The 21,526-nt window shown below is 61.6% G+C and carries 29 protein-coding genes; 13 read left to right on the forward strand and 16 right to left on the reverse strand.

The genetic code is table 11. The annotated features are described in order from the left end of the window. Positions 1-73 precede the first annotated feature (73 nt). A complete protein-coding gene (locus tag MU521_RS17320; RefSeq protein WP_092694553.1) occupies positions 74-622 on the reverse strand; it encodes a TATA-box-binding protein in 549 nt (182 codons plus the stop codon). Positions 623-759: 137 nt separating this feature from the next. Here MU521_RS17320 and MU521_RS17325 point away from each other — a divergent pair, with 137 nt between their 5' ends. Then, positions 760-1,302 carry a TATA-box-binding protein gene (locus MU521_RS17325; protein ID WP_092694551.1) on the forward strand — a complete coding sequence of 181 codons (543 nt, stop codon included), beginning with the start codon at positions 760-762 and terminating at the stop codon, positions 1,300-1,302. A 54-nt stretch (positions 1,303-1,356) separates the two neighbouring features. Continuing rightward, positions 1,357-2,151, forward strand: a complete 795-nt coding sequence (locus tag MU521_RS17330; protein ID WP_139171163.1) for a hypothetical protein — start codon at positions 1,357-1,359, stop codon at positions 2,149-2,151. On the opposite strand, the gene MU521_RS17335 is transcribed toward MU521_RS17330, so the two are convergent. The 3 genes from MU521_RS17335 to MU521_RS17345 all read right to left on the reverse strand — a co-directional run bounded on the left by MU521_RS17335 (position 2,138) and on the right by MU521_RS17345 (position 6,051). Beyond that, positions 2,138-4,057, reverse strand: coding sequence for an Eco57I restriction-modification methylase domain-containing protein (locus MU521_RS17335; RefSeq protein ID WP_139171162.1), 1,920 nt, complete (start codon positions 4,055-4,057; stop codon positions 2,138-2,140). The two genes, MU521_RS17330 and MU521_RS17335, sit on opposite strands and share 14 nt — an antisense overlap. Positions 4,058-4,117: 60 nt before the next feature. Further along, entirely contained in the window at positions 4,118-4,645 is a 528-nt protein-coding gene (locus tag MU521_RS17340; RefSeq protein WP_092694549.1) for a TATA-box-binding protein, read from the reverse strand. Positions 4,646-5,031: 386 nt separating this feature from the next. Beyond that, on the reverse strand, positions 5,032-6,051 hold the full coding sequence (locus tag MU521_RS17345; protein ID WP_092694547.1) for a tyrosine-type recombinase/integrase: 1,020 nt from the start codon (positions 6,049-6,051) through the stop codon (positions 5,032-5,034). A gap of 304 nt (positions 6,052-6,355) precedes the next feature. On the opposite strand from MU521_RS17345, the gene MU521_RS17350 reads away from it, so the two are divergent. Together MU521_RS17350 and MU521_RS17355 are read left to right on the forward strand one after the other, a co-directional pair. Then, positions 6,356-6,733 (forward strand): nuclear transport factor 2 family protein, encoded by a 378-nt coding sequence (locus MU521_RS17350; RefSeq protein ID WP_092694545.1) that lies wholly within the window; start codon positions 6,356-6,358, stop codon positions 6,731-6,733. A 194-nt stretch (positions 6,734-6,927) separates the two neighbouring features. Further along, positions 6,928-7,260 (forward strand): DUF4234 domain-containing protein, encoded by a 333-nt coding sequence (locus MU521_RS17355; RefSeq protein ID WP_092694543.1) that lies wholly within the window; start codon positions 6,928-6,930, stop codon positions 7,258-7,260. Positions 7,261-7,343: 83 nt separating this feature from the next. Here the strand turns inward: MU521_RS17355 and MU521_RS17360 are convergent, their stop codons facing one another. Beyond that, on the reverse strand, positions 7,344-7,658 hold the full coding sequence (locus MU521_RS17360; RefSeq protein WP_217630184.1) for a DUF8152 family protein: 315 nt from the start codon (positions 7,656-7,658) through the stop codon (positions 7,344-7,346). A gap of 102 nt (positions 7,659-7,760) precedes the next feature. Here MU521_RS17360 and MU521_RS17365 point away from each other — a divergent pair, with 102 nt between their 5' ends. Next, positions 7,761-8,006: a DUF8593 domain-containing protein gene (locus MU521_RS17365; RefSeq protein ID WP_092694541.1), complete on the forward strand. Its 246-nt coding sequence runs from the start codon at positions 7,761-7,763 to the stop codon at positions 8,004-8,006. A 122-nt stretch (positions 8,007-8,128) separates the two neighbouring features. Then, complete coding sequence (locus MU521_RS17370; RefSeq protein WP_092694539.1) at positions 8,129-8,323, forward strand: cold-shock protein; 195 nt, start codon at positions 8,129-8,131, stop codon at positions 8,321-8,323. Positions 8,324-8,377: 54 nt separating this feature from the next. On the opposite strand, the gene MU521_RS17375 is transcribed toward MU521_RS17370, so the two are convergent. Further along, positions 8,378-9,130, reverse strand: a complete 753-nt coding sequence (locus MU521_RS17375; protein WP_092694538.1) for a DUF429 domain-containing protein — start codon at positions 9,128-9,130, stop codon at positions 8,378-8,380. Positions 9,131-9,256: 126 nt separating this feature from the next. Here MU521_RS17375 and MU521_RS17380 point away from each other — a divergent pair, with 126 nt between their 5' ends. Beyond that, a complete protein-coding gene (locus MU521_RS17380) occupies positions 9,257-9,601 on the forward strand; it encodes a cupin domain-containing protein (RefSeq protein ID WP_092694536.1) in 345 nt (114 codons plus the stop codon). Between the two features lie 54 nt (positions 9,602-9,655). On the opposite strand, the gene MU521_RS21520 is transcribed toward MU521_RS17380, so the two are convergent. From MU521_RS21520 to MU521_RS17395, 4 genes are all read right to left on the reverse strand, one after another. Beyond that, complete coding sequence (locus MU521_RS21520) at positions 9,656-9,778, reverse strand: hypothetical protein (RefSeq protein WP_281187064.1); 123 nt, start codon at positions 9,776-9,778, stop codon at positions 9,656-9,658. Between the two features lie 70 nt (positions 9,779-9,848). Then, a complete protein-coding gene (locus MU521_RS17385) occupies positions 9,849-10,700 on the reverse strand; it encodes an aldo/keto reductase (RefSeq protein WP_092694534.1) in 852 nt (283 codons plus the stop codon). Positions 10,701-10,738: 38 nt separating this feature from the next. Next, positions 10,739-10,903, reverse strand: a complete 165-nt coding sequence (locus tag MU521_RS17390) for a hypothetical protein (RefSeq protein ID WP_175452922.1) — start codon at positions 10,901-10,903, stop codon at positions 10,739-10,741. Positions 10,904-10,944: 41 nt separating this feature from the next. Continuing rightward, positions 10,945-11,466 (reverse strand): type IV pilin domain-containing protein, encoded by a 522-nt coding sequence (locus MU521_RS17395; protein WP_092694532.1) that lies wholly within the window; start codon positions 11,464-11,466, stop codon positions 10,945-10,947. Positions 11,467-11,649: 183 nt separating this feature from the next. Here MU521_RS17395 and MU521_RS21525 point away from each other — a divergent pair, with 183 nt between their 5' ends. Then, the gene (locus MU521_RS21525) at positions 11,650-11,778 is read left to right on the forward strand and encodes a hypothetical protein (protein WP_280141403.1); all 129 of its coding nucleotides are present in this window, start codon (positions 11,650-11,652) and stop codon (positions 11,776-11,778) included. Positions 11,779-11,869: 91 nt separating this feature from the next. Then, a complete protein-coding gene (locus MU521_RS17400) occupies positions 11,870-13,960 on the forward strand; it encodes an Eco57I restriction-modification methylase domain-containing protein (protein WP_092694530.1) in 2,091 nt (696 codons plus the stop codon). Here the strand turns inward: MU521_RS17400 and MU521_RS17405 are convergent. Then, a complete protein-coding gene (locus MU521_RS17405) occupies positions 13,946-14,992 on the reverse strand; it encodes a glutathione S-transferase family protein (protein ID WP_092694528.1) in 1,047 nt (348 codons plus the stop codon). The genes MU521_RS17400 and MU521_RS17405 overlap by 15 nt on opposite strands. A gap of 83 nt (positions 14,993-15,075) precedes the next feature. Beyond that, positions 15,076-15,285, reverse strand: a complete 210-nt coding sequence (locus tag MU521_RS17410; protein ID WP_092694526.1) for a hypothetical protein — start codon at positions 15,283-15,285, stop codon at positions 15,076-15,078. A gap of 252 nt (positions 15,286-15,537) precedes the next feature. Here MU521_RS17410 and MU521_RS17415 point away from each other — a divergent pair, with 252 nt between their 5' ends. Beyond that, complete coding sequence (locus MU521_RS17415; protein WP_092694524.1) at positions 15,538-16,068, forward strand: 50S ribosomal protein L16; 531 nt, start codon at positions 15,538-15,540, stop codon at positions 16,066-16,068. 316 nt (positions 16,069-16,384) lie between these two features. Here the strand turns inward: MU521_RS17415 and MU521_RS17420 are convergent, their stop codons facing one another. Beyond that, complete coding sequence (locus MU521_RS17420) at positions 16,385-16,816, reverse strand: universal stress protein (RefSeq protein ID WP_092694522.1); 432 nt, start codon at positions 16,814-16,816, stop codon at positions 16,385-16,387. A 79-nt stretch (positions 16,817-16,895) separates the two neighbouring features. Further along, the gene (locus MU521_RS17425) at positions 16,896-17,510 is read right to left on the reverse strand and encodes a hypothetical protein (RefSeq protein WP_092694520.1); all 615 of its coding nucleotides are present in this window, start codon (positions 17,508-17,510) and stop codon (positions 16,896-16,898) included. A 233-nt stretch (positions 17,511-17,743) separates the two neighbouring features. Here MU521_RS17425 and MU521_RS17430 point away from each other — a divergent pair, with 233 nt between their 5' ends. Together MU521_RS17430 and MU521_RS17435 are read left to right on the forward strand one after the other, a co-directional pair. Further along, positions 17,744-18,610: an ATP-grasp domain-containing protein gene (locus MU521_RS17430; protein ID WP_092694518.1), complete on the forward strand. Its 867-nt coding sequence runs from the start codon at positions 17,744-17,746 to the stop codon at positions 18,608-18,610. Between the two features lie 68 nt (positions 18,611-18,678). After that, on the forward strand, positions 18,679-19,044 hold the full coding sequence (locus MU521_RS17435; RefSeq protein ID WP_092694516.1) for a hypothetical protein: 366 nt from the start codon (positions 18,679-18,681) through the stop codon (positions 19,042-19,044). 4 nt (positions 19,045-19,048) lie between these two features. Here the strand turns inward: MU521_RS17435 and MU521_RS17440 are convergent, their stop codons facing one another. Together MU521_RS17440 and MU521_RS17445 are read right to left on the reverse strand one after the other, a co-directional pair. Beyond that, entirely contained in the window at positions 19,049-19,435 is a 387-nt protein-coding gene (locus MU521_RS17440; protein ID WP_092694514.1) for an Hsp20/alpha crystallin family protein, read from the reverse strand. A 72-nt stretch (positions 19,436-19,507) separates the two neighbouring features. Continuing rightward, positions 19,508-20,533, reverse strand: a complete 1,026-nt coding sequence (locus tag MU521_RS17445; RefSeq protein WP_092694511.1) for a type II glyceraldehyde-3-phosphate dehydrogenase — start codon at positions 20,531-20,533, stop codon at positions 19,508-19,510. A 122-nt stretch (positions 20,534-20,655) separates the two neighbouring features. Between MU521_RS17445 and MU521_RS17450 the strand changes: the two genes are divergently transcribed. Beyond that, positions 20,656-21,495, forward strand: coding sequence for a hypothetical protein (locus tag MU521_RS17450; protein ID WP_092694509.1), 840 nt, complete (start codon positions 20,656-20,658; stop codon positions 21,493-21,495). Positions 21,496-21,526: the final 31 nt, after the last annotated feature.

Below are 21,526 nucleotides of genomic sequence, written 5' to 3' on the forward strand. Positions count from 1 at the left end.
GAAGTGCAATCCGATGTATCCCTCAGCCCTACGCCGTGGAACCGCGTCTCGTCGAAGTCTCTTGGTCTGTCTGTTAGTCGACGGCAAGGAGGTCCGTCACTTCGTCCCGCAACGCTGCAAACGTCTCTTCCGCTGCATCGAGGTCTGGGCTACCTGTAATCACGACACAGCCAGAAGCGAAAAGTAGAACAACGCTATTGGCTCCGGGTGGTCGGTAAATCAATCCGGGGAACTGCTCAGGCTCGTATTCCATCTTTTCGAGGCCAAGACCGATTGCGAGCGCATTGAGATTCAACGATTCACCCAGTTCCGCTGTGCAGACGAGATTCTGAATTCGGAACCACTCATCATCTGGCTCCGCAATCATCCCGTTGTCGGCAAGAAGGTTGAGAAAGCGTTCCCGTATCGCGTGTGCCTCTTCCTCTGAATCTGCCCCGGTTACGATGTATTTTCCAGTTCGATAGACGGTGATGAGCGGGGCGTCCTCCCCAAATCGCAGATACATGCCGGGATACTTTTCGGGGTCGTACTCAGCGATGGAACCGATATCGGTAGCGACTCTCTCTAAATCAAACTCGGCATCCAGCGACCCAGACCCGACGACGTTGACGATTTTGACCATTCTATGCGTAGGAGCGCTTCGTACCGTAACAGTTGTTCCCTCTTGTTACAAACTTATGTTGTTGGCTGTCCGTGACTGTGGTTGCCTATGCGTAGTATCGGAAGAACACTTGTAATCCACCCCTCAAAGAATCGTATATGCCTGAATTGAGAAGTGTTGCTGCGGGAGGCGACATACAAACGCAAATAGACCTTGGAAAGTTGTCGCAGGATTTAGAAGTCCCATCTATCACATATGAGCCGGAGAGCTTCTCAGGCCTACACTTCCAATTTACCGATGATGGTCCAACAATAACATTATTTTCCAATGGCAAATTTAGTATTACCGGTGCTCGAGATATTTCAGGAGTGGAAAGTTGTTTTGAGGAATTGATTTCAACGCTAAACGACTCTACGAACGCTGGTGTTTCTAGACAAAGTGCAAGCCTCAATATTAGAAGTTTGAGTTACTGGCATGATTATAGACATGAACTTGATTTGGAAAATCTTGAAGATATTTTCGATGAAGATGAGGCAGAGTATAACCCTGATAATCATCCTGCGCTACTGTATGAACCAGATAAAGGAGGATTATTTATGATTTTCATGTCAGGAAAGATTGGATTGGTAGGAATCAAACGAGATGTGGTCGCACAAGAGTTGTTTGATGAATTACTACGCAGGCTCCCGTTTGAGACATGAATCCAATTAAGCGATAGCCATCTTTAACTGGGTAAGGAACCGCGTTCAAGTTGAATGTACGACCGCGAGCGATTACAAAACGTTTTAACTGGAATCAAACGGGATTTTGAGGGTGCGATAGAGGACCCAGATGACAATCCGAATTACTCGATGATTCGGAGCCAAGAGCTGATTGGACGTATTCATTCTTTTATAATCGATCAACTAGAGAATAACGGTATTGACCAGTCAAGAATTCATGAGGATGAAGTAGTTTATGGTTATCCGAAGTCCAAGAGCCAAGATATTCTCGTACACGATTTCGAGAGCAGGCGTCCCATCGTCGGCCCTCATATTAGTATTAATGTGAGGAGTCAGCTAAGCTCAATTGGAAAGAACTATGATACTATATATGAACGTATATTTGCTGAATCAACAAGCCTGCATAATCGGTTCCCCTACTTGCCGTTGGGTTACTTCTTTTTACTCCCAAAGCGAGGATATGACTCTGATGCAAAGAATGACAATAGAGTAGAACGCAGCGAAGAGTACGATATTGAGAAATATATCGACAGCTTCGCTTCTATTTCAGGGCGCGAAGACCCGAATGATGATGTTTGGAAGTATGAAGCTATCTGTCTCCTTATAGTTGACTTTTCACAAGACCCCCCGATGATAATGGATGATATCGAGTATTATGTTGAAGAGGGTCTTGTATCAGCAGACTTCGCAGAAACCTATGGCTCTGAGGTCATTTCGGTGGATGATTTCTTCGACAAATTAATCCGCGACTACAAACGACGATATGCTCTTGTCCATGACTTCTCATCAGATAGAGATGACCCGAATCAAGACCTCAGTGGATATTGATACCGTATTTATCGATTAGAAATTCATCAATCTGATTCTGCTCTTTTTCAGTTCGTAGGAAATCTTTCTCTTCAGAATCTAAATCTGGAATGGAGAATGTTCTAATAAAATTCTTCTGATAGCACTGATAGTCGCCTTGAATATCTTTGCTCGTCTTCTTCATATAATAATCCATAACAGTCGAGTTTAGTACTTTATCCAGAATCTCGATATCTTCTCTTTTAGGGAAAACGGCATATCCATTACAGAATAAGGCTTCTCCATTACTATGGTGCATGAATTGGGGACCATCACTATAAGTGGGAATATATAATCGTTCACCGGTGAACTCGATGCCTTGCTTACGACCGTACTTGTACCATGGTTCGTAATCGGCACCTCCTCCTTTTTCTCGGGTCGCCAAGACATCACGGGCGTCTTCAAGATATTCGAATGTCTTAGGATATTGTTTAGATAATCTTTCAGGCGGGATAATATCATATTCGACACGGTGCCCGTTCATATCAAGCGATACTTGGGTCGAGACTTTCTGATAAGGGAAGATAATCCGCCGTTTATTTTCTTCCAGCTCTTCATCGTCGTCTACTGTTGAGATTTTTACCAATTCCCGACAGATATCCGGTTCAATCAAGTATTCATTACCGTCGAGTTCCGTGGTATAGTAGCCGTCATGAGTTGAGTCTGCAAATACGGTGTACACGTCATCTTTCAGAGTCGCTATTCCGGTATGGATATTCGCAATTTCATCCAAACGACGGTATGATTCAATAATACTAATGTTCTGATACTCTTCTTCATCGAGTAAGCGCCATTTCTCCGGATTCAATGAGGAATAATTAATTGATATCGAATCTTGCTCTGAAAGTGAACCGAGTACCGATTCATCACGAATTCGGATATATTCCAACTGGCTCTTGCGCTTTTTGTCGAGGAAGGTAATCGCAGTATAGGTTAGAGCGTCCTCGAACAATAGAATCTCACCGAAATCAACAACTTTTCGAACATACTTATTATCCTGGAGGTATCTCCGGAGTCCCTCGCCAGTCAGTGTTGTAAAATAGTTTAACGGTGTGATGAGGCCAGAGATACCATCATCGTCTAACAGTCGGATAGACAGCTCTACGAAGGGGATATAGGTATTGAAATTCCCTTCACGTACCGTTTCATACTCGGCAAGAATATGCTCTTTTGTCTCCGTGGACTGTTGCTGTATCTTCACGTATGGGGGATTCCCGACCACCGCGTCGAAGCCCTGTGACATGAGCATCGGGAACTCCGCTTGCCAGTCGAGCCGAAGGGAATCCGTCTGCGAAATATTAAATTCGACTTTCTCCGGGTCCTCCCCCTGCGAGACGGCGTACAGGAGGAGAATGACTTTACTCTTACGGATATTATCCTCAATTATATCGACTCCGTAGATGTTCTCTTGCAAAACCTCCACGGCTGACTTGTTCGTGCTGCGGTGTATTCGCTTCGTAGCTTCGAGAAGAAACGCACCGCCCCCACACGCAGGGTCGCAGACGGTATCATCACCAGAGACCGTCTCCTCCACGATGTACTCCACGATGGCCTCGGGCGTGTAGTAGACCCCGTTCAACTGACGGTCCTCCTCGTTTACAGATAACTCAAAGACACGCAGTATATCGACAAGTGATGGTGACTCCCGATTAAGTATTGACTTGGAAATTTTTCTGGCTTCCTGCGTCGAAACTTCTTCAGTATGCCTACGCAGGAAGCGATTAGAGGTATTTTGCATATTTACTGAATCTAGGTATGCTTTGGTAAGTCCTGATTCAATTTTTTCTAATCCGAACTCCTGGAGTCCGTTCAGAACCCGCTGCTTAGAGATATCAGCGGTATCCTCTTGAGTCAAATTCGCCATATCAAGAGTAGTGCTCCCGACCATACCTAAACGTAGTCCTTCGTCCTCATGCTGTACAATAATTAGGTCACACTCTGAGTGAGCTCATGAAAGACGCCCCTCTAAGCGTTCAAACGCTCTCTTTGCCTCTTGTGACGTTTTAACACCTGTAATAACGACTTTTCCGTTCGCAAAAATAACAAATGTCGTTGAGAATTCAGAGGGACGGAATACTAACCCGGGGAATTGTTCTGGTTCGTACTCCGTGTTTTCAAACCCCAATTCAATACAGAGTGCTGCGAGGTCAAAGGACCGTCCTAGGTCTGCGGTTGAGACAACATTTGAAATATCAAAGTGAGTGTCTATGTTGTCGATTCCCAGGCTATTCATAAGCCCGAGCAATCTCTGATGGGAGTCATGAATCTCCTCTTCCGACTTCGCACCGGTAATATGAAAACTCCCTGAACGGTATAGTGCCACTGTCGGCGTATTTTCATCGAATTTAAAATATAGCCCGGGGGAGCTTTCTGACCCAAACGGAGTTACATATTCTTTCAAGTCCCTCCGAAGCGTGGACAAATCCAACTCCATATCTAAATCACCTGCTCCAACGACCTGCACTGTCTCTACCATTTATTTACTCTGTTGTCGACTATCTCTCTTGAAGTCCATGGATGCGCTTGTACCCTGGGAGAAGACTAAGAAAACTCAAACTCACAGCGGGCCCGCACTTCTTGCATCCTTCATCCCCGCTCGCACGCAAGTGAGGAATATTATGTGACGCCTCAGAGTGTACTCTAATCGATGAAAACGAACGACTGTCCTCTCTCAGCAGGTAGCAGACGCGATTCTCTGACGTTCGTACACTTCTCCTCGCAGATGTATGGATAGAAAGCTGGCCTCGGCACTCAGATACCGTCACAGATGTCACATATATTCTGATTTCGACGACCCGTACTCCTCTCCATACACCCGCAACGAAAACTCAAAAATAACCTGTGACACCTGTGACGGTGGGTTCAGGTATCGTCAAGATACGCGCGCCGTTGTTCCATCTTCACCTGTTCGGAACGTTTGTCGTAGTGTTTGTCCAGCACGTCCATCCCCACGTTCATACGGTCACTCACGACCTTCTCGGGGACGTCCTCGGACAAGTGGTGCGTGATTGACCCACGACGGATGTCGTGAGGACTCACGTTCGAGGGGCACTTACTGTAGTGTCCGTAATCGGTCGCCTCGCACTCATCGGGGTCACGACCCACAGGACAATCACCACCGTAGAAGCACGGACGAGTGACGAGATACACCGCGTCCCGAATTGACGACGCCTGCATCCGACCGTTTTCCGTCGTCAGCACCGGTTCACGCCCGTAGTCGTCAGTCACGTCATGACGGTTGTGGTCAATCCAGTCATCGATTACACGACACGTCTCCGCGGTCAACGCGACGAGACGCTCCCCCTCCTCGCCGTTCTTTAGGGGCGTGCCCATGTCGGGACGGTGTTCGAGAAGGAGTGATTTGTTTTCGCCGTCGTAGTCGTCAACGTCGAGTGACCGCAGTGCCCCGAGACGCATCCCCGTTTGCCAGAGGATTTCGAGAATAACGTGCGGGCGAGAGGCATATTTGAAGCGTCGCAGGTACGAGAGCAGTTCGTCTGCATCTTCACCGTCGAGAATACCGTTCGCCTGTTCGTCATGCTTCTTCAACACCGGCATCACAATTTTGTCGTGTAATCCTTTGGTGACGGCATCGACGGATTCGCACCATCGAATGAAGACACGAAGAGCGTCGAGGTTGCCTTCGAGCGTGATGGGTTTGAGGTCGCCGTCGTCACGACGCCACGTTTTGAACTGTTGCAGTTTCCGTCCGGTGAGGTCGTTCATGTTGTCGAGACCTTCAACGTTCTCACACCACCGGATGAAGTGCTTGAGACGGTAGTGATACCCGTCGAGGGTGCTTTGCGACACTTCGTGTTTCCGCGCGTTGAGGTACATCTCCTTCGCCTCAGCGGGTGAGATAGGTTCGAGCGTTTCGTTCATGATTGAGTACGAAACGCAGGCAGAGACGCAGTATCGTCGTGCGTTCGAGCTGTCCCCGGTCCCCGCGAGCGCAGCGAGCGGGGAAGCGAGACGCCAGTCTCGCGCTTTTCAAATCCGGGAGGCGGCATCCCACATTCACTTGGACAACAGGCGACGGACAGAAACGCCTGACGGCGGTTATCCGTCCAGTTGCCTACGTTGATTCGGCAGCGAGTTCACCCGTGTCCCGATCCCTCCAGGTGTGGCGTCGGAGAGCAACTACCGTCACGGATAAACACTTGACAGGTGGGGGCGTGTTTGGGGTATGGATACCGAACGGGCGGTCCGCAAGTTCGTCCACGACTACGGTGAAACGTTCTCGGACGGCGACCCCGAAGCCGTCGCTGCGAACTTCCACGAGCCGGCGTTACTGGTGGCGGAGTCGGTTCGGACGCTCGAAACTCGGGATGCCGTCGAGGACATCTTCGCGGCCATTCTCGACTCGCTGGCGGAGCGGGGGTACGCCTATTCGGAGGCCGAGGCGGTCGATGTCGAGGTCGTCGCCGACGACCGAGCCCGCGGCCGGGTCCGCTGGGTGCGGTACACGGCCGACGACGAGGTCCTCGAACGTCTCGTCACGACTCACGTCTTCCGGCGGACCGGAGACGGCTGGAAGATGGTCGTTCTCCTGCCACACGATTGAGCGCCACGCCCCTGCTCCGGGGAAAGCCCTCTCGTGGCCGATACCGCGAGCGCCGATGAACACTAGATCGCGGCACGTCTCCGGAGCGACCCACTGTGAGATACAGGACGTAGCCGCCACGAACCCGACACCGATTTTACATGTAACAAATGTAGTTAGATTCATATAACAGCTCGAGAGAACGTGTAGACACGATGGCTGGACACGCACAAGTCACGGACGCGTCGGCCTTCAGCAAAAAGTCGCACGGAAAACAGGTCCTGTTTTCGATCCTTACGCTCGGGCTGTATACGATCTACTGGACCTACTCGACTGCCAAGCAACTGGACAAGGGGACGAACCAGAGCTTGACCCCGATCCTCGCGATCATTCCGTTCGCGAACCTGATCTCGCTCTGGCAGATCTCGAGTGCCGCGGAGGCGATCACCGACCAGGGCAAGACGGTGCGTTTCGTCCTGTTCCTGTTCTTCGCGCCCCTGTCGTGGTACTGGGTGCAGGCCGGCCTGAACGACGCGGCAGCGAACTGACCGCGATGTCGGTCGCGGCGTTTTTCGGAACTGGCTGCGGTCGGGCGTCGCACTGCGGTCGTCGCCGGACGGGACGACGCGAGCTAAGGCTCGCCCCGTTCGACCAGTTCTCGGGCGATGGTCAGCGCCGCACCGACGTGCTGGACGGCGTCATCGTTGTCGAGGTCGCCGGCGCCTTCGAGGAGGCGAACGACCTGTCGGGCGCGCTTCGTGACGACGGCGCCGGGGGCCGAGCCGTCCGCAACGTCGGCTGCTGCGGCCTGTGCTTCGCCGAGCCAGCGGTTCGCCGTCGGGTCGATGGGTAACTCCTCGGTCGCTGCGAGGTGTGCGTGGAGGGCGGCGGCGAGTTCCGCGCGGTCCATCGTGGCTGGTTCGCCGGTGTCGAACTCGTCGGCCATATCCGTCCATGGAGTGCCAGCGTCGTAGGAACTCCGCGAACCCGTGTGGGGTCGCCGGAACCCGTAGCTATTTGCGACCCACCTCACACCCACCGGACGAGGATGACCGTCCTATCAACGGAAGACGAGGGAAAGTTCCTCATGGACGTCGAGGGTGAACAGATCGGCATCGTGACCGAAGTCGACCCGGACGAACAGATCGCCTACGTCGAACCGGACCCGGAAATCGGCGAGGCCGTGGTCCAGGGACTGGGCTTTGGCGACGCCGACGCGGACGACATCGAACTGCCCGCCGACGCCGTCGAGACCGTGACCGACTCGGAACTCCGCGTTACGGTCGATCTCTGAGACCGGCCGCCGAAGGCTCTCGAACCGCTCTTCTTTGCCCGCTGACCGTAGATACCCTCGAAGGAACCCATGGGGGGTGTCTCGCAAGGGTTATATGTCCCCCGCGCTTCCGGACGAAGGCAATGGCAAACGGTACGGTTGATTTCTTCAACGACACAGGCGGTTACGGTTTCATCGACACAGAGGATGCGGACGAGGACGTGTTCTTCCACATGGAAGACGTCGGCGGCCCGGACCTCGAAGAGGGACAGGAAGTCGAATTCGACATCGAACAGGCAGAGAAGGGTCCGCGGGCGACCAACGTCACCCGCCTGTAATCGGTCGAGTTGCGTTCTTTCATTTATTAGCCTCGTAGCGACTGCGTCGGCTTCTCAGCTATCCGCGGCCGTCAGCGGTGCCTCCGCCCGGTAGACCAGCCCCATCCGGAGCCCGGTCGGATCGGTCGGCGGATCGGCGGGGAGCGTGCGGATCGAGCCCGGGCCCGGGCGTGCGGTGTAGCCGAGTGCGACGGCGTCGAGGACGGCGGCGACGGTGACGGCGTGGCCTGCGGTGGCCTCGGCCGCGCTCTGGACGACGGGCGGCGCGTCGCGGTCGAAGGTTGCCAGCGCGCGCATCCGCTCGGCGTAGCCCGCGGCCGTCGCGGGATCTTCGGCCAGCGTCGTTCCGGCGAACGCGCGAAAGCAGACTTCTGGGTGGGCCTCGGCGATCACCGGCCGCGCGTCCGAGACTTCCTGCAGGAGGTCGTCGAGCGCGACGATGGCGTCGCTGCGCTCGAACGCCGCCCGCGAGAGGTCGCGCCCGGTCTTGCGTTCGGTCACCCGGGCCGCCGCTGGATACCGGCGCTTTCGCGCGGCTTCCCTGACCGGCGGATCGGTGACCGCCTCGGCACGGGGGCCGAGGACTGTCCGGGCCGCCTGCTCGGGTGCTCGCGGCGTCTCGCCCTCCTCGTGGAGCCCGACGGGAACGTCGACGAGGATCGACTCGGCCACGTCCTCGTACTGGGCCCAGACGCTCCCGACTTCCGGGAACACGTCGGCGTGGTCGAACCCGTCGGCAGCGAAGGCGGTCGCCAGCCACTCACCGTCGCTGTAGACGACGCCGAGGTACAGGGGCGCGTCGCTCATCGTTCGAACCGAGGAGCTGCGCAGCCAAAAATCACGGGGCAGCGTCTGACGCGCGTCATTTCGGCTGGCAACCGCGTGCCATCCGGAACCGAAGGCTACTCTGCCCGCCGCGGTGAATCGGCGAGCATGGAACGTGTCGACTTCGACGCGGCCGAAACGTACGAACCGGACGAGGGCTGGCGACGGGTCGCGCTGGCCGGCAGCGACGACGCCAGTCTGGAGTGGTTCGAGAAGCCACCGGGCCACTCCTCGCCGATGCACGACCACGAGAACGGCCAGGTCTGTCTCGTCCTCGCCGGCGAACTCACCGTCTACACCGAGGACGACGAGGCGACGCTGGGCCAGTACGACTCCGTCTCTCTGGAGCCCTGGGAGTCCCACCGGGTCGAGAACACCGGCGACGAGACCGCCGTGGGCCTGGACGTCTTCACGCCCGGGCGCTCCTTCGACTTCTGGACCGACCGGGAGTAGTCACCCGGACTTCGTCAGCTGCGTCAGGGGCACCAGCCGGTGCTGGACGGTCGGTTACGCGTAGCCCGTGAATTCGCCGTGTTCGCCGCCGTAGACCTCGACTTTCTGCTGGAGGACGTGGGGATCGCCCTGCTTGTTCCTGCTGATGTCGATGGACTGCCAGGCGTCCTCCAGCATACCTTCGTGTGGTCGCTCTGCACAGGTATCGTTGCCGCCGCGTCGGCCGCTCGTCCGACGGACGATATCCTCACTCGTTCAGGCGAGTGATCTCCTCCTCGGTGAGTTCGAGTTCGGTTGCGGCCACGTTCTCCTCGAGGTGGGCGACGCTGGAGGTCCCGGGAATCGGGAGCGTGGCCGGTGAGTGCTGGAGGTGCCAGGCGAGCGTGACCTGTTCGGGGGTGGCGTCGTGTGCGTCGGCGACCTCGGCGATCACGTCGACCTTCTCGTCCATGTCGCCGGCCCCGAGCGGGAACCACGGGATGAAACCGATGCCGTACTCCTCGCAGGCGTCGAGGACGCGGTCCGAGCCCCGGTCGGCCTCCTTGTCTCCGGGATTGTAGCGGTTCTGGACGGTCGCCACGTCCACGATGTCGCGGGCGGTCTCCAGTTGCTCGACGGAGACGTTGCTCAGGCCGACGTGGGCGATCAGTCCCTCGTCTTTCAGTTCGGCGAAGGTCTCGACGGAGTCCTCGAAGGGCGTGTCGGGGTCGGGGCGGTGGAACTGGTAGAGGTCGATAGTGTCGACGCCCAGCCGGTCGCGGCTCACGAGGACCTGATTGCGGATGTAGTCGGGGTCGCCGTGGGGCAGCCAGTCGCCCTCGCGGTTGCGGAGCAGGCCGGCCTTGGTAGCCACGACCATCTCGTCGGCGATGCCGGCTTCGCGGATGAGCCGTTCGCTCACGCCCGGGCCGTACGAGTCCGCCGTATCGACGAAATCGACGCCGAGGTCGGCCGCGCGCTGGAGGACCGCGCGGGCACCGTCTTCGTCCGCCGGTGGCCCGACGATGTCGGGACCACAGAGCCGCATCGCGCCAAAGCCCAGTCGGTGGACGGTCAACTCGCCGCCGATGTCGAACGTGTCGCTCCGGTTGTCGACCATGGCATCCCTGCGGGCGCGACCGGCAAAGGTGTTAGCCGTCAGTCTTCGCGGCCGACGAAGACGGTCTTGAGCCGGCGGCCACAGTTCGGACAGCACAGCGACTGCCACTTCGTCGGGTCGAGGTCGCCCATCGTCTTCGTTCGGATGGCGTCCTCGCGGGTCACGTCCCGCTCGCAGGTGTCACAGTGGAGGTCGTCCGTCATCACCGCCGTTACGGACGGGACGACAAAACGGATTCCGGGTGCTACGCGCCCGTCCGGTCCGGGCCGGTCCACTCGTAGATAATCTCGGATCGCTTGCCGTTCTCGGTCGTCCACACGATGCGGACGGCTGCTTCCCCGAGATCGAGGTGCTGACTGCCGGTCACCGGCGACCCGCTACGCGTCGTGAACGCTGTCCGGTCGAGGACGAGCGTCTCCGAGGCGGTGAACGACTCTCCCACCTGCCGTTCGAGTGCGTTCCCACCGTACGCCAGTGGCGTCCCGCGCTCGGTCGTGGCGTCCTGTATCCTGAGTTCGACCTCGTCGGTCGGCACTGGGTCGCCGCTCTCGTGGGTGATCCGGAGCGTCTGGCCGTCGCCGGTGGCACTGTCGTTGTACACTGTCGACGACGAGAACGACGGCCCCGCCTCCTGGAGGCTGCCACCGTACTGGAACAGGTAGACGCCGACGCCCCCGACGAGCAGCGCCGTGACGCCGATCAACAACACGACGCCGACGACCTCACTGACCCCTCTGTCGCCTTCGAACCACGTCCCCCGACTCATGCCAGTTGATTTCGGTTGGTCTGACTTAATGTATCGTTCCGTTTCGAGCAACAAAGTTGTCTGTCGCCCGTTCGGCCAGTCGTACGTCCCGATAGATGAATACGTTTATATAAAATGAACGACCATGATAGAATACGGCGGCCACGGGGTGTGGGGAACACCTGTCCGTCGCCGAGGACAACCATGACACGACGCTACACCGACGCCGAGAACACGGGTGCGCCGGTCGTTCCGTTGCTGTCGGAACGACGTGAAATCGCCGGCGAGGATCACGACGAGCAAGTACTCAGCCACCGCAGCCAGCGCGTATAGCGTCTCTTTTTCGGCACGAACCGGTGACCGACAGCGCCCGCTCTCGATCCGGTGATGGCTATATGTTCCTGGAGCACGACATACGGTGACGATGTCCGAAGGGCCGGCGGGACTGGATGGGTTGGTGGCGGCCGTCGCCGAAGCCGCAGGCGACCGGTCCCGCCCCGACTGGCTGGCGACGGCCACCGACGACGCGACGGTTCGGGAGCGACTCGCGACCCTCGGCCGGGCGGCCGCGGACGACGGGGCGGCCGACGCCTACCAGCGGTCGCTCCCGGCCGAGCGCCGGCGCGCGGACGGCCACTTCGTCACCGATCCGGCGGTCGCGGCGGCGTGCTGTCGCTGGGCGATCCAGCCCCGGCCGGACGACAGCCTGCCGCGAGTCCTCGACCCTGCCGTCGGGAGCGGCGTCTTCCCCGTCGCGGCGACCCGCCGCCTCGCCGCCCTCGCCCCGGAGTCGACACCGGCCGACCGACTCGAACGGATCGTCGGCGTCGACACCGACCCGGTCCCGCTGGCGCTGGCCGCCAACCGATTACTGGCGGCCGCCGACCCCGGCCCCGACGCCCGATGTCGGCTCTACGAGTCCGATTTCTTCGCGGTCGACCCCGGTCCCGACCGCACCAGCACCGTGACCGACGACCGCCTCGTCGCCGGGCAGTTCGACGCGGTCGTCGGCAACCCGCCCTACGTCCGGCAGGAGACGACCGACATCGACCGCGCTCGCGACCACCTGGCCGCGTTCGGTCCCGACGGCCAGCGACCCTATCTGGACGGCGACCGCGCGCTGAGCCGCCGCAGCGACGCCTACGTCTACTTCGTCACCCACGCCACTCGATTCCTCCGCGAGGGGGGCCGCCTGGCCGTCGTCGTTCCGAACAAGTGGCTCACCACTCGGTACGGCGCGTCCTTCCAGCGGTTCCTCTTCGACCACTACCGACTCGCCGCCGTCGTCGGTTTCGGCGCGGCGGTGTTCGACGACGCCTTCGTCGACGCCGTCTTGCTCCTGGCCGAGCGGTGTCCCGACCCCGAGCGCCGCCGGTCGACGCCCGTCCGCTTCTGCCGACTGGACGAGCAGGTGTCGGTCGACCGGTTGCTCGACCTGATCGACGCCGACTCGACACCGCCCGACGACGGGCTCAAGGCCCACGCGACCGAGGCGTATCGGCGCGTCACGGTCCGACAGGGGCGGCTGGCCGACCGCGAGTCGGCGAAACTCGCGGCGTATCTGGACGCCCCCGAGCCGTTCATCCGCCTGCTGTCGAACCCGTCGCTCGTCCCGCTGTCCGACCGTTGTACCGTCAGTCGGGGCGTGATGACCGGCGCGAACGACTTCTTCTTCCTCGACGCCGACGGCTGGGCCACCGAGGTCGACGACCGCTTCCTCGAACCCGCCATCAAGAGCATCCGCGACGTGGACGGCCCCCGCGTCACCGTCGCCGACACCGACCGGTACCTGCTCGACGTACACGAGTACGTCCGCGAGGTTCGGGCCGACCGGGACGACGAACCGGACGACGGCCTCGACGCCGCAGTCGTCCGCGCGCTCGACCGGGACGGGTACGACGCGCTGGCCGACTACGTGGCCTGGGGCGAACGCCAGGGCTTCGCCTCGCGCCGGTCGTGTGCCAGCCGCCGTGTCTGGTTCGACCTCGGCCCGCTGTCGGCCCCCGCAGTGTTCGTCCCGAAGTTCTTCGACCGTCGCGTGCCCGTCGTCGCCAACCCCGACGGCCTGCTGGCGAGCAACGCCGTCGACTGCCTCTGGGTCGACGGGCCGGGCGATTCGGGGAACACCGGCCAGCCTGTCGACGAGACGACGCCCGAACGGGCCACGCTCGGGGTCCTCAACGCGACCGTGACCGCGGGGATTCTGGAGTGCTGGGGCCGCAGCGAGGGCGGCGGCGCGCTCCAGGTGATGACCTACGAACTGGCGTCGCTCCCGATCCCCGATCCGCTGGCGATGGCCCCCGACACCCGACGCGAGGTCGCCGCGGCTGCCGACGCGTTGCTGGCTGGCGAGGACGGAGCCCGCGACCGACTGGATCGGCTCGTCCTCGACGCCATCGACGCGGACCTCGGAGTCGAAGCGTGTCGACGGCACAGAACGGCGATGGTCGAGCGCCGTGCCGGGACGAGCGACAGCACGGCCGCCCCACTCACCCGCGACTCAGGCCAGCGGTAGCAGGTCCTCGGGCGGACTGCCACCCATCTCGTCGCGGTCGTGGTCGGCCTCGAAGTCGATGTCGGGACCGGCCGCGATGATCCCCGACGGGTTCACGTCCGGATGGGTCGTGTAGTAGTGCTCCGTGATGTGGTCCATGTTCACCGTCTCTGCGACGCTGGGCGTCTGGTAGAGGTCCCGCAGGTACGGCCAGAGGTTGTCGTACTCGTGGATGTGCTGGCGGTTACACATGAAGTGGGTGTGGTACACCTGATCGAACCGGACCAGCGTGGTGAACATGCAGATGTCGGCCTCGGTCAGCCGGTCGCCCGCGAGGTAGCGCTGGTCTCCGAGGACGGAATCCCAGTGATCGAGCGCGGCGAACAGCTCCTCGACCGCCTCGTCGTAGGCCGACTGACTGCTGGCGAACCCGGCCCGGTAGACGCCGTTGTTGATCGGCTCGTAGATCTCGTCGATGATCTCGTCGATCTCGTCCTGGTACCCTTCGGGGTAGAGGTCCACGTCGCGCCCGGCAACACCGTCGGACGAGTCCGACGAGCCGCCACTCGCTTCGCTCGCGGCGACCCCGTGCATCTCGGTGTCGAGCATCCGCAGGATCTCCTCGGACTCGTTGTTGACGATGGTGTCTTGCTTCTTGTCCCACAGCACAGGGACCGTCACCCGGCAGGTCGCGTCGGGATCGGCCGCGACGTAGGCCTCCCGCAGGTAGTCGAATCCGTTGATCGAGTCCGCCGTACAGCCCGCCTTCTCGGGCGTGAACTGCCACCCGCCCTCGTCGCGGTAGGGGTCGACCACGTCGACCGTGATGGCGTCTTCCAGCCCCTTCAGCGCGCGGACCAGCAGCGTCCGGTGGGCCCACGGGCAAGCATAGGAGACGTAGAGGTGGTACCGGCCGGCCTCGGCGGGGAACTGCGCGTCGGGATCGTCTTCGATCCGGTCCCGGAACGTGGTCTCCTGGCGCTCGAACTCGCCGTCCTCGTTGGTCGTTTCGTACGCGTCGGTGCGCCACTCGCCGTCGACGAGCTTGTTCATCGTACGCCAACCATTGGGGTTCCGGGCGTAAAAACAGGGTAGTATGATAGGTGTAACCGGCTGTCCGCGCCCGAACCGTGCGATCACTTGGGCGCCGGGTGACAGTTGGGGTTCTGCTCGGCGACCACGTCGGCCCCGTTCTCACAGCCCGGCACTGGCTGGCCAGCCGGATTGTGAGCGGCGGCTTCGCCCGCGGCCCCGACGGTCAGGAGTACGGCCAGCATGGCCGCGAGCAGGACCTTCTGTGAGTGCCGTGCGACGGTGTCGAACGCCAGGTCTTGGATCGGTGTCATCCACTCGGCCGGTCCCCTCTTAATTTCTTAAATAATACGTTCGAACAGAACGCCTGCTGGATTCAGCACGTGAGGTCGCTACCGCAATCGGCGGCCAGAACCGCTCGGCACGGGTGCGTCACGCTCTCGCGACCGCGACGGAGCGGGGTCCGGAGGGCCGAAACCGACCCGGACACCGGACCCGTCGCGTGCCCTGGTCCAGTTCGACGGGTTTTTGTACGCGCTTGGCTTCGATTTCGCCAAGAGATACCTATGTCGGACAAGCCTGCCTCGATGTACCGGCAAATCGACAAGCCGTCGTACACTCGCCGTGAGTACATCACCGGAATCCCCGGTTCCAAGGTTGCACAGCATCAGATGGGCGACAAAACCACCGAGTCCGAGGACTACCCCGTCCAGATTAGCCTCATCGTCGAAGAAGAGGTCCAGATCCGGCACGGGTCGCTGGAGGCCTCCCGACTGTCGGCCAACCGGCACCTGATCCAGGAACTCGGCGAGAAAAACTACAAGATGGTCCTGCGGAAGTTCCCCCACCAGGTCATCCGGGAGAACAAACAGGCGACCGGGGCCGGTGCGGACCGTGTTTCGGACGGAATGCGCCAGGCCTTCGGGAAGATCGTCGGCACCGCCGCCCGCATCGACAAGGGCGAGCGCCTGTTCACCGCCTACTGCGACGTAGACCAGGCAGAGGAAGTCAAGGAAGCCTTCCGCCGCGCCTACAACAAGATCTCGCCGCCGTGCCGGATCAAGGTCGAACGCGGCGAAGAACTGCTGATCGCCTAAGCCCTCGCGACCGCTGGCGCGGTCGCTCGCCCTTAGAAGTCCGCCAGGCGGGGACCCGCAAGGGGTCTTCCGCGCGTCGCGAGATACGCGACGCGCGGTTTCTGCCCGGCGCACTCGTGCATTCGAGCACGAGCGCGCCGTGCGTTGACGTACTCGTAGGCAGGCCTGCCCTTCCCCGGGTCGCGTGTCCCGCGCGATGCGCGGGCCACGCTCCCGGCCGAACGCCCGTCCGCAGAGTCTTCGCTCGTCGAAACTGATCAGTGAGCTGTGAGCCGTCGACCGATCCAGACGGCATCGAGTGCCGTGAGAACGACCGTCACTCCTCGTCGGCCACTCTGATCGTCAACACGGGCACGTCCGAGGACCGGACGACTTTCTCCGTGACGCTGCCGAGCAGGTACCGGTCCAGCCCGCGCCGGCCGTGGGTGCCCATCACGATCATGTCCGCGGCCACCTCGTCGGCGTAGTCGATGATCTCCCGGTAGGGGTTGCCCTCGCGCACCCCGCTCTCGGCGACGAGCCCGGCGTCGGTGATCCGGTCGACCGCGTCCGCGACGACCTGCTCGCCTGTCGTCCGGAGCGACTCGACGGTCGTCCCCTCGACTGCACCACCGCCCAGGGCCGTCGTGTTGGCCACGAACAGGACGTGTATTCCGGCGTCGTGTGCCTCGGCCTGTTCGAGCGCGTGGTCCAGTGCGACCGCCGCCCCGTCGCTCCCGTCGGTCGGAAAGAGTATCTCGTCGTACATACCACACCGTCCCGCCGCCGTCTACTTAGTATTGCGCCGACCTCTCGGGAACTGAGAACCGGCGGACTCTCCGCCCGCCCTACTCGTGAGCGCGGAGAATCGCCTCGTAGTAGGGCATCATCACGTCCTTGCCCTGTTCGAGGTGGTCCTCCGACCGGTAGTCGTGGTGTTCGACCGCCAGCGCGTACCGGGTCGCTTCGGGGCCAAACCCGGACTGGCCGTAGCGGGGTTTACGCGGGTACTCCGGGTCGCCCATCGCCACACGCAGTTCCAGCAGCTTGGCGTGCATGATCGGCGTCCAGTAGTCGCCGCCGGTCTTGTGTCGCCGCCAGGCCGTCGCCGACAGGTCTGCGTAGTCCTCGTCGATGCCGAGCAGGCGCGCCCGCTCGGCGAAGTTCTCGTGGACCGGGTCCCAGTCGGCCGCGTCGAGCGTCTCCCGGTCGAACTCCCCGTCGGTCTGGTGTGTGTCTTCGACCTCGTCTTTCTTCCAGAGGGCGTTGACGTACGCCACCGCGGCCCGGCGCGCCGTCGCGTCGTCGACGTGCTGGAACTGGCTACCGTCGACTGCCGCGAACGCCTTCACCGCCGCCATCCGGTCGCGCTGGTCGTGCGCGACGAACCCGTCCCAGACCCGCTCCGCGAGGAATTCGGCGTGGTCGGTCACCGTCTCCCGGGTCTCCTGTTGGGTACTCATCGCTCCGACCGACCTCCACCGTCGCCACCATCCATCGTTCGCCCTCCGTCTCCACTCGACCGCCCCCACCGATATCCACCCAGTAAACTCGCCAACATCCTTGCAATCTGCACTTTCCAACTATAATTACACATTCGCCAGGGCTAATATATTAAACGACATCCGTCCCCCGTCGTACCCGTTCGACGGCCACGAACGGCGGACTTTAGTCCGCGTGGTCCGAGAGAACGACCATGCTCCGGCTGGCGGTCGCGACCGATGCGGAAACGTACGAACGGTTGCAAGACCCCCTCGAACAGCGGGGGATCGAGGTCGCGGCCGTCGCCACCACCGAACGGACACTCCCGCTCACCGACGCCGACTTCGACGAGTTCGATGGGTTCGACGCCGGGTTCGTCTACCCGCCCCGCATCATGGAGGGCGGTGTCGCCGACGCACTGCTGGGGGTCCCGTGGGTCAACGACCGCGACGCGATCCTCACTTCCCGGAACAAGGCCGACGTGATCGCCCGCCTCGACCGGGCTGGCATTCCGGTCCCCGAGACCGTCGCCGTCTCGAACCCGGTCGACCGGGCGGACCTCGTGGCGGCCTTCGAGCGGTTCGACGCGCCGGTCGTCGTCAAACCAAACTCCGCCACCCGCGGCGTCGGCGTCGCCAAGGCCCACGATCTCGACTCCTTTTTAGGCATCGCCGACTACCTCGATCTAGTCCACGACTACCGCGCGACCGGCGACCAGTCCTTTCTGGTCCAGGAGTACCTCCCCGACGCCCGGGACTATCGGGTCATGCTCGTCGACGGCGAGTACGTGGGCGCGGTCGAGCGCCGCCTCCCCGCGGACGCCCTCGAAGCGGGGCAGTGGAAACACAACGTCCACCGCGGGGCCGAGGCGACCGGCGTCGATCTCTCGCCGGAGTTGCGCGCGCTGGCCGAAGGCGTCGCCGAGGCACTCGACATCCCCTGGCTCGGCGTCGATCTGCTGGTCACCGACGACCGGGCCGTCGTCACCGAGACCAACGCCCGGCCGACCGTCGACAGCGCGACGAAATACGAACCCGGTTTCTTCGACGATCTGGCGGCGCTGATCCGTGAGACCGTCTGACACAGGACACACGACCGTTCGACACGACACCAAAGTATATTACCCCGGATAAGTAACGACCGGGAAACATGGCCAAAACCCAGCGGAACGACCTGAGCCGTCCGTTTCTCGTCCTCGGGTTCGCCCTCGCCGTTGGTGTGGCGGCCGGAACCGTCCGGTACGCGACCCCCTCGCTCCAGCGGGCGGAGACGCTCGCCTTCGGCTGGTTGCTGGTCGCGTTCACGTTCACCTACAGCTACCGGCCGCTCCGGGAGTCGGTGTACGGGCGGCTGGTGAGTTCACTCTTTATTATGCTGTTCGCCACGTTCTTCTACCTGCGCGGGAGCCGCGGTCCGCTGGTCCCCTTCGGCCTGTTCGCGCTGGCGCTGGCGGCGTTCTGTTATCAGCTCTACCGGCTCGGCGACGACGGCGGCCGGCGCAGTCAGCTCTCCTGAGAAGTCAGAGGTCGATGTCGGCGGAGTCGCCGGCGCGGTCGAAGGTGACTTCGAGGACGCCGTTGTTGTAGGTGGCGCTCGCGGAGTGTTCGTCGACGGTCGCGGGCAGGCGGATCCGCTCCTCGTAGTCCCGGCGGTCGGAGGCGGCCGCGACGGTCAGCACGTCGCCGTCGCACCTGAGGTCGATGGCGTCTTTCTCGACGCCGGGGAGGTCCGCGACGACCCGGAGCTGGTCGTCCGCCTCGAACACGTCCAGGTGCAGATCCGAGCCGAAGCCGGCGGAGCCGCTCCGGTCGATGTGGACGTCGTCGCCCATCATCTCGTTCATTACCCGCTCGATCTCGCGAAGAATGTCGTCGATGGGGTCGTGGTCGTCGCGGTCGTTATTCATACCTGTCGGTAAGGCGTGGTCGCCGGAAAAGGTTTCTGTCCCTGTCACTCCTCGAATCCCGAGGGGGTCGCGTTAGCGGCCCAGGCCCATCCCGAGGGCCTCGTTCGTCCGCTCGATGCTCTCGCGCCGGTCGGCGGTCCCCAGCACGGCCCGGATCGCGTCGACGTTTTCCGGCACCACGTCGGACTCCTGGTGGATCGCCTGGAACAGGTAGAGTTCGTCGCCACCTTCGACGGTGATCGACTCGCCCCAGATGGCGTTCTCCCACACGTCACCCCGGGGCCGACCCGAATCGAGCGCGAACTCCTTGAGTTTGCCCGACCCGTCGATCCCCATGTGGTCGGGGATGACGAACAGCCGTGACTCGCCCTCCAGGAGTTCGCGGACTGTCTCGGTGTCGGTCTCGTCGGTCAACTCGACGTTGACGCTGTGGGTGTGGGTCAGCGTCGCGGGCACCTTCATCCCGAGCGTGTCGATGTCCAGATCCGGGAAGATGGTGTTCACGTCCGGGCCGTGGTGGGAGGGAATCGTCACCGGGTCCGGCAGCGTGTCGTTGATCGGGCCACGCGAGGACTGGGCCGGGTCGCCGCCCCGGCGGACCAGCGTCGCGCGCACCTTCTCGACGCCGTACTCGTCCTCCAGTGCGGCGATGAGTCGGGAGAGCCCGGTCGTGTTACAGGAGACGACGCGCGTGTGGCCGGCCCCCTCGGCCTCGGCGAAGTTCGAGCGGGCGTTGAAACTCACGTCCACCAAGTCGGCGTCCTCGCCGCCCTGGTAGAGCGCGGGCGTGTCGTACTCCTGGTACATCGCCTTGTTCTCCGCGCCGATGCCCGAGGGCGTGGTGTCGACGACGATCTCGCTGTCCTGGACGAGTTCCTCGACCTCGCCGGCCAGTTCGATGCCGGCTTCGTCGAACTGCCCGACCCGCTCGGGGACGGCGGCGTACAGCGGGAAGTCGTTGGCGACGGCCTGCTCGGCCTCGAAGTTCGGCCGCGTCTTGGCGACGCCGACGACTTCCATGTCCGGCTGGGCGCGGACGGCGTCCGCGACCCGCTTCCCGATGGTCCCGTACCCGTTGATTCCGACCTCGATTGTCATATACGGGGATGCCGTAGCGACCGGGATAACCGTTTCGAGGTTCCACGACGGGGATTCACTCGTCTCCGAATACCGTCTCGTCGCGAGCAGGAACTAAGTCGAGCGACCGACTGGGATCGGGTATGGCGGTGTCGTGGAGCGTCGACCCGGCGAACTCGCGGCTCGTCCGGGGACTCCTCTATCTCGCCTACGGCAGTTTCGGCGGCGTCTTGGTGTTCGCAGGTGTGGCGGTACTGGTCGCGTTCGGGCCGGACCTGGACCGTCCGTTCCGTGACTGGCGGGACATGCTGCCGGTCGTGGTCGGGCTGTTGTTGCTCGCCCTCGTCCGGTACCGCTCGTTCGCGGTGCTCCGCACCGAGGACACCGCGTCCGACGACCTGCTTGCGGCCTTCGCCGAGCATCGACGACCGTCCCTGCTCGTCGTCGTGTCGGTCTGCTGTGGCGCGCTCTTCGTGCTCGCGCTCCGACTCGGCCACTGGGGCGGACTCGCGTACATCTTGTTCGGGTTCGGCTGTTTCGTGGGCGCCCAGGTGCCGAGCGCCGACGGCGAGATCGACCCCGAGGCCGGGACGCGTACCCACCGACAGCGGACGGCCCAGATCGATCACGTGACGGGCCTGCGACGGCTCGACTTCGGGCCGTACGCGCTGGTCTGGCTCTCGTATCAGCGGGGTCGGTCGACGAGTACGTCGCCGCGTCTGGTGGTGGCTCCTGCCAGCATCGTCGACCGACTCGACGAAGCAGTCGCCGCCACCGACACGGTGTCGCCCGGCGAGGTGAACACGACGACCAGGCGCGTCCTGATCGGCGGCGGCCTGTTCTGGTACCTGCTGGCCGGCGGGTTCGTCCTCGCGCTCCGGGCCGAAGGTGGCCAGGCCGCCCGGATCGCACCGGTCCTGGTGCTGGTCCTCGGATCGTTCGGGACGATGTTCCTGTGGGCCGCCTACGTCGAGACCGGGTGAGGGCAGGGACAACACCTATTCCGTCCCCGTG

It is taken from the genome of Halorientalis regularis, assembly GCF_023698535.1.
Lineage (GTDB): Archaea > Halobacteriota > Halobacteria > Halobacteriales > Haloarculaceae > Halorientalis > Halorientalis regularis.